This is a genomic window from Pedobacter nutrimenti, from assembly GCF_003208655.1.
GTDB classification, from domain to species: Bacteria; Bacteroidota; Bacteroidia; order Sphingobacteriales; family Sphingobacteriaceae; genus Pedobacter; species Pedobacter nutrimenti.
Genome location: NZ_QKLU01000005.1, coordinates 297,139 through 310,249 on the forward strand (window position 1 = coordinate 297,139; position 13,111 = coordinate 310,249).

The 13,111-nt window shown below is 40.5% G+C and carries 11 protein-coding genes; 3 read left to right on the top strand and 8 right to left on the bottom strand.

Annotated elements, in window-relative coordinates; translation table 11 throughout:
- Positions 1-77 precede the first annotated feature (77 nt).
- Both B0O44_RS16190 and B0O44_RS16195 read left to right on the top strand, forming a co-directional pair.
- Entirely contained in the window at positions 78-1,055 is a 978-nt protein-coding gene (locus tag B0O44_RS16190; RefSeq protein ID WP_110832756.1) for a cation diffusion facilitator family transporter, read from the top strand.
- Positions 1,052-1,492, top strand: coding sequence for an NUDIX domain-containing protein (locus tag B0O44_RS16195; protein WP_110832758.1), 441 nt, complete (start codon positions 1,052-1,054; stop codon positions 1,490-1,492). Before B0O44_RS16190 ends, B0O44_RS16195 begins: the two co-directional genes overlap by 4 nt.
- 315 nt (positions 1,493-1,807) lie before the next feature.
- Here the strand turns inward: B0O44_RS16195 and B0O44_RS16200 are convergent, their stop codons facing one another.
- Complete coding sequence (locus B0O44_RS16200; RefSeq protein ID WP_110832760.1) at positions 1,808-2,323, bottom strand: Lrp/AsnC family transcriptional regulator; 516 nt, start codon at positions 2,321-2,323, stop codon at positions 1,808-1,810.
- Positions 2,324-2,509: 186 nt separating this feature from the next.
- On the opposite strand from B0O44_RS16200, the gene B0O44_RS16205 reads away from it, so the two are divergent.
- Entirely contained in the window at positions 2,510-3,226 is a 717-nt protein-coding gene (locus B0O44_RS16205) for a pirin family protein (RefSeq protein ID WP_110832763.1), read from the top strand.
- Between the two features lie 33 nt (positions 3,227-3,259).
- Here the strand turns inward: B0O44_RS16205 and B0O44_RS16210 are convergent, their stop codons facing one another.
- Genes B0O44_RS16210 through B0O44_RS16240 form a run of 7 tightly spaced genes read right to left on the bottom strand, consistent with a single transcriptional unit; the run spans position 3,260 to position 13,057 of the window.
- The gene (locus B0O44_RS16210; RefSeq protein WP_110832765.1) at positions 3,260-5,434 is read right to left on the bottom strand and encodes a S9 family peptidase; all 2,175 of its coding nucleotides are present in this window, start codon (positions 5,432-5,434) and stop codon (positions 3,260-3,262) included.
- A 1-nt stretch (position 5,435) separates the two neighbouring features.
- Positions 5,436-7,301: an LTA synthase family protein gene (locus B0O44_RS16215; protein WP_110832767.1), complete on the bottom strand. Its 1,866-nt coding sequence runs from the start codon at positions 7,299-7,301 to the stop codon at positions 5,436-5,438.
- A gap of 6 nt (positions 7,302-7,307) precedes the next feature.
- Complete coding sequence (locus B0O44_RS16220; protein ID WP_110832768.1) at positions 7,308-7,985, bottom strand: DUF4412 domain-containing protein; 678 nt, start codon at positions 7,983-7,985, stop codon at positions 7,308-7,310.
- A 15-nt stretch (positions 7,986-8,000) separates the two neighbouring features.
- Positions 8,001-8,780: an enoyl-CoA hydratase/isomerase family protein gene (locus tag B0O44_RS16225; RefSeq protein ID WP_110832770.1), complete on the bottom strand. Its 780-nt coding sequence runs from the start codon at positions 8,778-8,780 to the stop codon at positions 8,001-8,003.
- 28 nt (positions 8,781-8,808) lie between these two features.
- A complete protein-coding gene (locus B0O44_RS16230) occupies positions 8,809-10,599 on the bottom strand; it encodes a ComEC/Rec2 family competence protein (RefSeq protein ID WP_110832772.1) in 1,791 nt (596 codons plus the stop codon).
- Between the two features lie 2 nt (positions 10,600-10,601).
- Positions 10,602-12,665, bottom strand: a complete 2,064-nt coding sequence (locus B0O44_RS16235) for a helix-hairpin-helix domain-containing protein (RefSeq protein WP_110832774.1) — start codon at positions 12,663-12,665, stop codon at positions 10,602-10,604.
- A gap of 56 nt (positions 12,666-12,721) precedes the next feature.
- Positions 12,722-13,057: a MerR family transcriptional regulator gene (locus B0O44_RS16240; RefSeq protein ID WP_110832775.1), complete on the bottom strand. Its 336-nt coding sequence runs from the start codon at positions 13,055-13,057 to the stop codon at positions 12,722-12,724.
- Positions 13,058-13,111: the final 54 nt, after the last annotated feature.

Below are 13,111 nucleotides of genomic sequence, written 5' to 3' on the forward strand. Positions count from 1 at the left end.
GAATTTTAGTCTAAAAAAAATACTTTTTCGTGTATTTACTTTGTTAAAGTGTATTTTTATAAGCTAATTTAAACACCTTGCACCCGAAAAAAAAGGCCATTCTGATCGCATTATGTGTTAGTGTAATTTTAATGCTGGCAAAATTTGCGGCTTATTTTATCACCAATTCCAATGCCATACTGACGGATGCGGCCGAGAGCATTGTAAATGTGATGGCCAGCACCTTTGCTTTTTACAGCATTTACCTGGCCACTTTACCCAAGGATGAGAACCATCCTTACGGGCATGGAAAAGTAGAGTTTTTTTCTGCATTTGTAGAAGGTGTACTTATTGGGATCGCCGGTATCATTATTATTTTTAAAGCAAGTCATGACCTGATTTATCCCACACCTATTAAACAACTTTTTGAAGGGGCTCTGATTATCGGGGCAACCGGTGTCGTCAATCTTCTTGCCGGTTATTTTCTGATCAATACAGGTAAAAAACATAATTCATTAACCCTGGAAGCCGATGGTAAACATTTAATGGTCGATGCGGTAACCAGTGGTGGATTGGTCCTGGGGGTTATTTTAATCAAATTGACAGCCATTTATTGGCTCGATGGTGTGATTTCCATTCTCCTGGGCATTTTTATCGTGTACAATGGCTACAAGCTTACCCGGAAATCTGTTGGGGGACTGATGGATGAAAGTAATGTGGACCTGGTTAAAAATATTGTTGAAGTATTACAGAACAATAGGGAAGATGGCTGGATAGATGTACATAATTTAAGGGCACAGCAATATGGGGCCGATATTCACATCGATTGTCATTTTACCTTTCCTTATTATCTGGACCTGAACCATGTGCATAAAGAAATTTCAGCGATTGACCATTTGATCAATGGCCATGCCGGGCGGACAACAGAATTGTTTATCCACGCAGATCCTTGTTTGCCGGAATGCTGTCATTATTGTAAAGTAAAAGACTGCCCGGTCCGTGAGCAAAATTTTAGTGGAGAGATCAAATGGACAATAGAAAACGCAACCAAAAATAAAAAGCATTTTGACCAATGAGTTATTTTAATGTAAGGGTATATGGTTTATTGATTGATCCGGATAAAGGACTGCTCATTAGCGATGAATATTCCGAAAAAAAAAGTTTCAGTAAATTTCCAGGAGGTGGACTTGAACTTGGTGAGGGCTTGAGAGATGCATTGAAACGGGAGTTTATGGAAGAATGTAATGCCGGAATTGAAGTGTTGGAACATTTTTATACCACCGATTTTTATGAACAGTCTTCTTTTAACGACAGCCAGATTTTAAGTATTTATTATTTTGTTAAAGCGTTGGACCCATTGGAGATGGCATTTAAAACGGATGTTTTTGATTTTGCTGAAAACAGCACACAGTCCTTCCGATGGATAAAACTCAAAGATTTAAAGCCCGAGGATGTAACCTTTAAAACTGACCGTACAGTGGTAGAACTTCTGTTGCAGCAGGTGGATTTTTAAACGCGACAAGCTTGATCTATGAATTTTATGATCCAGCTGAATAATATATTTAATTGACAATATTAGTTTTGTAGTCAGTTTTATTTTTCTGATATACAGATGTTTAAAATTATTTAAGGAAGGTGTTTATTCGGATTTTACTTAGTAGCTTTGCCATGGATTTTGAATTTCACAAATAAACCATCTATGAAAAAGATGTTACCTGCTCTGGCATTGTTCATTACACTTCAAAGCTGCGACCATACAAAAATACGACTGCGTGCCCCTGAGCCGGTTAAAGAGAAAACACCTGCAGATTCCGGCAGAAAGGACAGCTTAGTCCATAAAGATACTGCTGTTGATCAGCATAAAAAGCCCCATTAATAAGTTTAAGGGAAGGGCTGTTTCATTTTTATCTTCTGAAAGCATAAGCATGGCATTCATTTTTTCGATATAAGGTATTTTTCTTATTTTCTTTTGAATAAACTCATGGTGTGTATAGAGGTCCTTTGTCAACACTTTTAATAAAAAGTCTACCGAGCCCGTGAGGTGATAGCAAAAGCGCACTTCCACATAGTTTTTTATGGTTTCTTTAAAATCCTGCAGGTTCTGGGCGGTATTGCTTTTTAAAGTAATCTCAATAAATGCAATGCAAGGTTTAATTTTTTCATGATTTAAAATGGCTACCGTTGACTTGATGTAATTTGCGTTTTTGAGTTTTTTTATACGCTGATTAATTGAACTTTCAGATATATTCAAAAGGCCTGCGAGTTCTTTTTGTACCTTTTGACCATCATATTGTAGTAAATTAAGAATAAATATGTCTGTGCTGTCTAATTGAAACTTCCCCATATGTTTGATTTAAATAAAAATTTGCTGGTTTTACAATGACGGGGATCAATTGAATTTTAAATATAAAAATATTTTTTTTATTTATTATAAAATTTATTTTCTTTATGTGAGTGCTTGCTTCTTATCCTATGTCAATGTGAATACCAATGGGCCCTGGTATCTTTGTGTATATAATTTAAAAAAGATATGGCACAAACAATTTTGCACAAAGCCGGAACCCGTGGCAAAGCCGATCACGGTTGGTTAAAAAGTTATCATACTTTTAGTTTTTCGAATTATTTTAATCCCGAAAGAATGCAGTTTGGTGCATTAAGGGTCTTAAATGATGATTATGTAGAGGGGGGAATGGGATTTGGAGAACATCCCCACAACAACATGGAGATCATATCTATAGCCCTTGAAGGTGAACTTCAGCATGAAGACAGTATGGGGAATGTGGCTGTGATTAAACCTGGTGAAATCCAGGTGATGAGTGCAGGGACAGGTATTTATCATAAAGAGTTTAATAAAGACCCAAAAAGCGCTGTTAAATTTCTGCAAATCTGGGTCATTCCCAATGAACAAAATGTAGAGCCTAGATACGATCAGATCGTTATAGAAAATCGGGATAAAACGAACGAACTGGTACAAATCCTATCTCCGAATCCTTCGGATGCTGGTGTATGGATCCATCAGGATGCCTGGTTTCATCTTGGAAAGTTCGACCAGCAGACCGAGCTGGAATATAAGATCAAAATGAAAGAAAACGGTGTTTATGCTTTTGTATTAAAAGGGGAGGTAACCATCAATGGACAGGAATTGCAGGACAGGGATGGATACGGAATTTGGGATGCAGAAAATTTTACAATTAAAGCAAAGCCGGGTACAGAGTTGTTGCTTATGGAAGTCCCCATGCATGTTTAATAAAAAAGGCAGCCACCAGGGCTGCCTTTTTTATTATCTACCTCCCGCAGGACAATTCTGTTGAAGAAATTTGGTATAGGTTAAAGCAAGATGTTCACTGGTTCCTTCCCCCTCATTAATGCTATGGGTTCGGTTAGGATAAGACATCAGCTGAAATACTTTTCTGTTTTTAACAAGCTCGTTGATCAGCATTTCTGCGTTTTGGTAATGAACATTGTCATCTCCGGTGCCATGGATATACAACAGATTTCCCCTGAGGTTCTTTGCATAAGTTATTGGAGAACCCAATACATAGGCTTCTTTTGTTTTTAAAGGAGAACCCATGTACCTTTCCTGATAGACATTGTCGTAGGTCAGTTGATTGGCAACGGCAGCAATGGCAATACCCGTTTTATAAATTTCAGGATATTGAAACATAAGGTTTAGGGTAGAAGAGCCACCTCCGCTCCATCCCCATACCGCCACGCGGTCTTTATCTACAAATGACCATTCCAATATTTTTTTTGCTGCCATAGCCTGGTCCTTAATGTTCAATCTGCCTATATTTTGAAAAATGCTTTTGCGCCATTCTCTTCCTTTGGGTGCAGGAGCGCCCCTGTTTTCCAGGGAAATATAGATATAACCATCCTGTGCCATATCTCCTGCATATAAAAAGTTACGGCCGGCCCCATAAGTATCTGTTACGGTTTGAGTGGCGGGTTCGCCATACACATAAAAAACAACAGGATACTTTTTGGTCTGATCAAAATTGTCAGGTTTTTTCATCCAGCCATCGAGCTCAATGCCTTCGTCTGTCTTTATCTTGAAAAATTCAACTTTGTTTTTAGGAGGATGGCTTTTGCCCAACTGGTTGGTAATGCTGCCCTGCATGGTCAATGGATTTCCTGTACTCAGGTTCATCCATTCTGAGATTGGCCTTAAATTGGCATTTTGGTAAACATGGAAAGCATAGGTGCCACTTGGTGAAATATCGTAGCTGTGTGTACCAGGCAAAACTGATGGGGTAACCATGTCCAGTTTTCCTTTTCCATCCAGTTTGGTTTTGTACAAATATTTTTGAGTCGCATTAGAAGGTGAGGCCATAAAATAGAACATGTTGTTCTTTTCATCGATCAGGGAGCTTTCTATAACATCATAATTCCCTTTGTTGATCAGTATCTGTGATTTTCCATCTTTGCTGATCCTGTAATAGTGCTTCCAGCCATCTTTTTCGCTCAGCCAGATAAACTCTTTATTGCCATTCAGCCATTTCCAGGCTTCTCCTGCATCCACCCAGGCTTTATCTGTTTCAGTATAAATGTTGTTTACCGCTAAGGTTTTCGCATTAACCACGAATAATTTACTCACGTTTTGTTCACGGTTCAGCTGCTGCAGAATGACCTCACTGCTGCCGGGAATCCAGTCCATTCTTGGAATATAATGCTGTACATTATCTCCTGGAACCGGTAACCAGCTGGTTTTTGCCGTATTGACCTCAACAATGCCCAGTCTGCAGGCAGAAGGATCTTCGGCTACTTTAGGGTATTCCACCGGAATGACAAAAGGATAAATAGAATCGGTATTGTTGATCATCAGGAAGTTTTTGATTTTACGGGCATCAAGCTGCCAGTAGGCGATAGAAGATCCGTCCGGGCTCCACCTGAAACCATCCCGGCAGTCGAACTCTTCTTCATAAACCCAGTCAAAAGTCCCGTTAATGATCCGGTCTGTGCCATCAGTAGTCAGGGCTTTACTGCCGCCGCCTTGCAAATCTTCCACATAAATGTTGTGTTGGCTTACATAAGCGACTTTAGAACCGTCCGGTGAAAATTTGGCAAACATCAGGGAAGAAGAAGGCTTGTCCTTTCCGATCTGGACCAGGGTACCTGTGGTCATATCTGCAACATAATAGTCTCCTCTGGTTTTGTATCGCCACACCTTTTTGCTGTTGGTAAAAATCAGCGCTTTTTTACCATCTTCCGAGAACTGAAAAGATTTGATGTTCCCCTGGTATAGGCCTTTTAAAGAAAGGATACTTGCAGGAACAATTGTTTTCCTTTCGCTTTTTGGAAGTTCAATGGATACAATTTCTCCACCGGATACTTCATAATAGGAGTTCCCCTCTTTGGTCCAGTTCAGGTCACCTTTTCCTTGCGCTTTGGCCTGTGTACATATAAAGAACACACAAATCCCAAAGGCGAATTTAAAAGCAATGTTTAAGAGTTTCATGTTAAAGTTCTATAAATTGTTGATATACTTTTTGAAGATAGGATTTGCCCGACCGAAGGGTTTCATCCGTCTTTTTTTTATCCTTTTTATCGTCGTTATACAATACTGTTTTACCGGTATTGTCAAAAGTTACGGTCTGTCCGGGTTTTACGAAGCCCAAACCATTGTCCCAGCTGAAAAATGCAAATTCTTTCGTATTTGGGTTCAAAAGGTTTTTACTCCAGGTAAATTGTTTGCTGTTCATTTGCAGTTGCCCGAGCAGGGTAGAGGCGAGGTCTATCTGACTGCCAATCCGATCAAATTTTTTGCCCCTGAATTCTGGTTTAATCACTTCTCCATAAAGCAACAGCGGGATATGATAACGCTGAGGCATATAAACTTCATTGGTTTCTTTAGGAAGGATATGACCATGATCTGCAATAAAAATGAACAGTGTGTTTTTATACCAAGGTTGTGATTTGGCCTTTAGCAAAAAATCATTGATACAGGAATCTGTATAGAAGGCCGTGCTTTTAAAACGCTGAATGTTATCTTCTTTTCCAAATTTGTAGCTGCCGGGAACCTCAAAGGGTTCATGATTGGTCAGCGTCATGGTTGTACTGAAGAAAGGTTCTGCCGTTTTTTTTAACTCAGTAAGTTGTCTGTTGAAAACAACCCCATCATAGGCGCCCCATTTTGAGGTCAGTTCTTCGGTTTTAAACTTGTTTTTGTCAATCAGTTTCTGATAGCCATGATTGAGTATAAAAGCTTTGTAATTGTCAAACTCCGATTCCCCTCCATAATAAAAAGCGGTCGAATAACCTGCTTTTCTAAATTCCTGAGAGATGGCGGGCAGTTTGGTCATTTTAGAAGTGTATTTTACAAGATTCCCTGCAGCCAGGCTTGGAAAACCCGCAAGGGTTCCGATAATGCCTTTGTCCGTCCGGTTTCCTGTAGAGTAAATTTTACTGAAAAGTACACCCTTATTGACCAGGCTATCGAAATGAGGCGTAACGTCATCATAGTTCCCCAGTGTTTTGGTCAGGTCTGCAGTAAAACTTTCCATAATGAAAAGGATCACATTAGGCCTTTTTGTGTTCAGTATATTTATAGTACTGTCACTGGTGCTTGTATACAAATCGGCGACTTCTTGTTCCGATTGCGCTTTGTCGTAAAACAGATATTTGTTTTTATGGGCGCTTAATGAAGCTACTACACTGGCAAATAGATTCCATTCTGTATTTACAGCAGCATGGTTTAAAATGATTTTGTCAGAAAAATAAGCTGAACTTTGGTTCATGACAGTTGCTCCCAAGCCTCCGCGGATCAGGAAAAAATTAAAAAACAGCAGTAGAAAGCTCACACCTGTTTTTGCCCAAAGCGGGAAGGTGACAAATTTTAATTTTTTGGAAACCAGGAACCTTTGAAGGACTAATCCTGTTGCGATCATTAAAAATAGCAGCAGAAGATTTGGCGCCACAGGAGAGGAAGCGCCGGAGGCAATGGATTCATTTGGTGAACTAAATGCAAACCCAATTGCTTTTGCATTTAGTTTGGTGCCCCATTCCCGGTAAATGTTAAAATTGATCACCGAGATCAGACTAAATAGCACAATTAGGACAATATTATATACACTGAGCCATTTCATCCCGACTTCAAACCTTCCCCTGAACAACCAGTAAATATAAACCAGCAAAGGAATAGCCGTGATATAACCTGCTGTGGAAAGGTCTATCGGAAGGGCATTGTAAAAGGTCGAAAGGATTTCCCCGAAACCTATGGCATTAAGTTTCTGGTGATAAAACACCAGAAACAAAAGACGGTCAGTAAAAAAAAACAGCAGCCAGAACAAATAGAGCCGCAAAAAAAATAAAAGACTTTTTAGCATTAAATATTAGCCCCCTCCTTTCATTGCCTCCAGTTCTGCCATGGTTTTTTGCTCATAGCCAGAAGGAACATCCAAAGAGAAAGGACCAGCTTTTTGTTCTTTTATACTTTTGATGGTTAAAGTCGTTTTAACACCACCCTGGGTAACTGTAAATTTAATAGGTGTTGCATTTACATCTTTAAATTCAACATTGTTTGCCCCTGGGGTCAATTCGATGTCTTTGGTCGCCCAAAGTTCATAAGCGACGCCATTGTTGTCTTTGTAAGTAAACTTTTCTGTATTGTAACCTGAAATGGTTTGTTTTTCACCTGTCGCTTTGAAGTCACTGTATTTAATGCCTCCGGTTTGTTTTTCCATGTCTTCCTTAGACATTTTTGCAGCATATTGTTTCTGGGCAATTGGAATATCAATTAAAAGCAGGCCTGTATTGTTCAGTCCGTCCTTATAAATGGTCAGAATTGCAGGTCCCATTTCCATACCCAGTTTGGAAATATTGCCATTAAACTCCAGTTTGTTTTCTTTAGGGAGCGTAGATACATCCACCGCGGCCTTTTGTTCCGGGGTCAGAACATATTCAATACCATAAACAATTGATCCCTGATCAATTTTCTTCTGCGCATGAGCGTAAATGGCAGAACTAATTAAGATGAGCGATAATACGCCGGTTTTTATTGATTTAAACATAATATACTTATTTATTTACCAATTAATTTTTTCTTTATGAAGGAAAGAGGCAATGCCTTTTTTAAAGTCCTCGCTTTCCCTTACCCTGGCATTGATCCCTACAGCCAGGTCAAGGCTTTTTTCCAATCCGGCGTTTGTGGTTTTGCCCAACAATTCTTTAGTAACCCCAAGTGAATTTAAAGACGCACTGCCACACAAATTTAATGCAAAATTTCTTGCGTTTTGATGAATGTCTTCTTTCTTTGTTACAAAATTTATCAAACCATAATCCAAAGCCTGATGGGCATTAAACAGTTCGCCAGTAAGCAAAATTCGTCTGGCCAGGTTTTCATTGATTTTACGGATTAAAAAACAAGAAACAATTGCCGGTACAAAACCCAGTTTAACTTCAGTATAACCAAAATTAGCTTCCGGAACAGCAAAAACAAAATCGCAAACATTTGCCAGCCCGCAGCCACCTGCAATGGCATGTCCTTCTACCTGGGCAATAACCACTTTTGGCAAATGATAAATGGTGCTGAACAGGGTTCTGAGGTTTTGTGAATCCTGAAGGTTTTCTTCATAGGTGTTTTGTTGCAGCTGCTGCAGATAAGCCAGATCAGCACCAGCACTGAAGGTTTCCCCTTCGGCCTTTAGGATCACCACTTTTACCTGCTCATCACCAGCAGCCTCCAAAAATCTCTCTGTAAGCAAGGCAACCAGTTCAGGATTTAAGGCATTCCGTTTTTCGGGCCGGTTTAAAGATATGGTAGCAATGCGGTCTTCTACAGAATAAAGAACCAGTGGTTGTGTCATAAAAAATTAATAATAAGCCTTTGTGTCATCAAAGATGCTTTATTTTCTTTACATCAGGGTAGTGAAATTTAAAATGAATTTCTGTAACCTGGTTCTGATCCAGACAAGGTTTAATGGAATAGGTGAATGCAATGCCTTTAGGATCAACATCAGTAAATAACGTTGCTTTGTCAGATTTGATATAAGCAGCAGCATAATTTTTTGAAAGTTTAAACAACACAAGTTTTTTTTGACAGTAATGGTCAATTTTGGCCGTGGCGACAGAAATTTCCAGAAAGATCAATACCGTCAGTGCGGCAAATAGTGTTTTTTTCTGATAATGTTCCAGGCCCAGTACCATCAGGGTCAGGCCGCAACAAAGCAGGAACAATTCTGTTTTTGTGATCCATAAGCCAGATAGGCTTGAAAAAGGGAGCTCAGCAATCCATTTTAAGACCAGGTTACTGCTGCAGATCAGCCATTCAAAAATTGTGGCCAGAAAGGGCATACGCAGTAAAAGCAATACGATGCCAAGGTACATCAACAGGCTGGCAGGCAGCATGATGAAAAGATTGCTGAGCATAAAGTATAGCGGAAACTGGTGGAAGTAATAGATACTTAAGGGAAAGGTAGCGGTTTGAGCAGCCAGGGACATGGCGATAAGGGCCCAACCCTTTCTGAGTAACAGGTGTCTGCTCTTAAGCCAGGCCTGGATGAGGGGCTGGAGGTACATCAGGCCAAATACCGATAAAAAAGAAAGTTGAAAACCAATGTCAAAAAATATAAAAGGATCATAAAACAACAGGCAAAATGCCGAAAAGGCAAGCACATTAAGGCCATTGCTTTGGCGCTGCAGCGTTTTAGATAAAATAAAAAGGCTAATCATAATGGCAGATCTTAAAACACAAGGAGAAAAACCAGTCAGTAAGGCGTAAAACCAAATCAGGCCCACGATCAGTAAAGATTTAAACAGCTTTAGTATTTTGCGGCGGTCCATAAACTTTAACATCCAGTGCAGTACAAGATAAATCAATCCCACATGCATCCCTGAAACCGACAGGACATGTATGGTTCCTGTTCTGGAATAAGTATCGAGGGTTTCTTTACTCAACTCGGAGCGGTAGCCCAGAATCAGGGTGGAGGCAATGGTAAAGGCTTCCTCATTTTTAAGCAATTTCCTGTAGACCTGTATTTGCTGCTGGCGAAGATTTAAGGCGAATTCAACCAAAGGATTGCCCTGATGCCGTTTTTTTAATATCCAGTCTCGGGGCTGCAGAAAACATCGGGTGTAAATATTCTGGCCCCCTAGCCAGGCTTTAGAATCAAATTCAAAAGGATTGGCCGGTGACCCTACAATTTTATATTTGGCTCTGATCAGCAATTCATCCCCGTATTGCAGTGCAGGAGATGAGTTGGATTTAAGGGCTACAAGAAGTGTTCCGCTGCAGGGGTAATGGTGCCCCTTGCCAAAGGCTTCCAAGACCCTAGCTTTGAAAATGGTTACTCCATTTTTAATTTGTGGTTCTGTATTTATGCAAACTTTAATACAATCGGGCTTATAGTTGGGAAAATAATCTGACTGAAGGTCTTGTTTACATTGCAGGTAGCGGTAAGCGCCCAGCACAATAACAAGTAAACTGCCGGTCAGCAGGACGAGCCCTTTAAAATGATAAAGTTTTAGGGCCGTATAACGAAGGTTTAAAAACAGGAATAAACTATACCCCAGTAGCAACCACCATCCGGAAAGCCATGGGAACAACCTTACCGGAAAAGCCGCAGCAAGGAGCAGACCGCTTGTCAGCAAAAGAAGTAAATATGCAAAAACAGGCCATCTTTTCATGTCTAAAACTGATAATTGAACTGAAATTTGACCTCAGATTTTTTAGGCCCCTCAATTTCATCCATTGCAGAACCCAGTTTGGTCTGGCCAGGATAAAAGAACAGGGCATATCGACCCGAAAAACTCATTTTTTTAGAGAAACGATAGCGGACGTTCAGGTAAAAGCGCAACCCTTTTCCATTGTACATGCCAAAACCAGAACTTTGCAGCACATCATCTTCATACGCATATAAACGGCTGTTGTAACTATCGGTATGAAAATAAGCCAGGCGCAGATTTGTAACCAGGGCAGGGGAACTGAAGGAATAGGCCACATCCTGACTGAGTAAAAAACCAGACTCCCGGGCGGATCTCCCTTTCTGATAGGTGCAGAATTCCAGTCTGTGTTGGAAACTGAATTTCCGGCTGCTGCGCCAGTCAACTTCTGCCAGGCAGTTTTGTTTGCTCAGCTCTTCCAGGTATTTTATTTTTACTTTTTCATCTGTATTCTGTTGTGCTTTTCGGGTTTTTATGCTGAGTCGTACGCGGATTGATTTCTTGGGCTGATAGGTGGCCCTGCCCATTATTTCCATACCGGAAGAAGCCCCGTTAACCCTGTATTTGCTTGAAGGAAAATAAAAAAGGTCTGCATAAGCAGCATAAGACCAGCGCAGATTGGGGTTGTAATTGACCCCGATGTACCAACCCCTTTCGTTCGAGGCCTGAGGGTTTTCGCCAAAAGCCCGGCTAAAATAACTGTGGTAATCGGCGGTGTAATAACGCTGGACCAATACGGCCGACCAGCGGGGGCTGATGCTGGTCAGCAGACCATGGAGCATTGCAAATCCCCCAGGCAAACTTTTTGCAAATTCGCCGAAGAAATACATATTTCTTATGGCATAATTATAATAAAGCCCCAAATTATTGAGGTCTTTTCCGGTGAAATCCTGAGCCTTGTATAGAGAAGTTCCTTTGGTAAAGCGGTGTTCATAACTGGAATGGTAAGCGATGCTGCCAAAACTAAATTGCCGGTCCTGGTATTGCAATACTGTTCCGTAAACCAATTGGCCCAGTGTATTTTTATGTTCCAGCTCTGCAACTGTCCGGTGCAATCCATTACTGATCATATTGCGTTGCCCCCATTCACCGGTTTTTTCCTTTATTAATAAGGCGTCTTTTTTTAGGTAAGAGATAAAAGGACTGATGCTGAGTTTTTTATAGAGCTCAATTGTCGAGGCAATTCCCCTGAAAAAAGAATATTCATTGCTGGAGGTGTAGGTATCCAGGCCCGTATCCTTTTTTGCAGGGGCAGTTACATCAGGGCCTTTTCCAAAAGAAAAACCAGACCATAGGCTAAGGCCCTGTCCAAACTGAAGACTGTAGTCACCAATAACCAGCTTTCGGACCCGGCCTACATCAGAAAGGCCGATACTAAAGGACATAAAGTCAAAAGCATATTTGTTTTTTCCTTTGAAAAGTTCTTCTCCGGCATCCTTTTTCAGAAGTAGGGAAAGCTGAAAGTGCTGATCATAATTAAACCTGTACTTGATCAGGATCTTTTCGGCTGTGCCCAGGTAGCTGTTGTTGCTCAGGTTTTTAAAGCCTTTTTGTTGTTCCAGAACCTGTGCGTACCGGATGTTCAGACTGCTGAACCCCTGCTGCAAACCTTTTTTCAGCTGGATTGGATGCCGGCCGAAGTAAGTGCCCAAATGAACAAAAGGACGCAGGTTTTCAATGGTTTGAGCCTCAAATGCATCGATAGACTGCAATTCTTCCAGGGCCAATAGGGGCCCGCTTTCCTGCAGGTGCCTGAAAAGGTTGGCGATTTGCAAGGGAGAAAGCAGCAGCAGTTTTTTTAGTTCCTCTGCACTGCAGTGATTTAAATCAAGAGGCCTTTTCCTATAAGCCTCCAATCTTTCTGCCAGGTCGGCCAGATCATCTTCTTCAAGGTGCTCCAGCTGCTGGACAGGCAGGATGTCGGCAAGGGTTTTGCCTTGCTGCGCTATGGCTTGCAGGTTAAAAATCGGCAGGCCATAGAAAAAAATAAGGACCACATAGGTCCTGTACAAAAGTATTGCTTTGAGCATATGTACACTCCAAGCAATACTTTATTTCTCAATAAAAAAAATAATTTTGTTAAAATTTAAATTTCCTCATTCAGCTTAAGGAGAAAATCTTTCAGTTTTTCGAGGGAATCGATGATTTTCTGGTTCTCTTTGACTTCAGAGCTGTTGTTTTTCAGATGCTCTTTGGCACCTTTTAAAGTAAAGCCTTTATCATCTACCAAATGAAAAATGATTTTCAGGTTTTCTACATCGGCCGGGGTAAAAAGACGGTTTCCTTTTTTATTTTTCTTAGGCTGAAGGACATCAAACTCCTTTTCATAAAAGCGGATCTGAGAGGCATTTACACCAAACATTTCCGTCACTTCCCCCATAGTGTAATACATTTTATTGATTTCCCTTTCTTTGTACGGCATAATTTGATGTTGATTATTAGATGATTATAGCATTTATTTAAAGTATTCAAATGT

What these genes read in the sequence shown, in the direction of transcription:
- B0O44_RS16230 (WP_110832772.1), bottom strand. Translation starts at nt 10,599, where the DNA reads ATGAAAAGATGGCCTGTTTTTGCATATTTACTTCTTTTGCTGACAAGC.
- B0O44_RS16200 (WP_110832760.1), bottom strand. Translation starts at nt 2,323, where the DNA reads ATGGGGAAGTTTCAATTAGACAGCACAGACATATTTATTCTTAATTTA.
- B0O44_RS16225 (WP_110832770.1), bottom strand. Translation starts at nt 8,780, where the DNA reads ATGACACAACCACTGGTTCTTTATTCTGTAGAAGACCGCATTGCTACC.
- B0O44_RS16220 (WP_110832768.1), bottom strand. Translation starts at nt 7,985, where the DNA reads ATGTTTAAATCAATAAAAACCGGCGTATTATCGCTCATCTTAATTAGT.
- B0O44_RS16215 (WP_110832767.1), bottom strand. Translation starts at nt 7,301, where the DNA reads ATGCTAAAAAGTCTTTTATTTTTTTTGCGGCTCTATTTGTTCTGGCTG.
- B0O44_RS16235 (WP_110832774.1), bottom strand. Translation starts at nt 12,665, where the DNA reads ATGCTCAAAGCAATACTTTTGTACAGGACCTATGTGGTCCTTATTTTT.
- B0O44_RS16205 (WP_110832763.1), top strand. Translation starts at nt 2,510, where the DNA reads ATGGCACAAACAATTTTGCACAAAGCCGGAACCCGTGGCAAAGCCGAT.
- B0O44_RS16240 (WP_110832775.1), bottom strand. Translation starts at nt 13,057, where the DNA reads ATGCCGTACAAAGAAAGGGAAATCAATAAAATGTATTACACTATGGGG.
- B0O44_RS16210 (WP_110832765.1), bottom strand. Translation starts at nt 5,434, where the DNA reads ATGAAACTCTTAAACATTGCTTTTAAATTCGCCTTTGGGATTTGTGTG.
- B0O44_RS16195 (WP_110832758.1), top strand. Translation starts at nt 1,052, where the DNA reads ATGAGTTATTTTAATGTAAGGGTATATGGTTTATTGATTGATCCGGAT.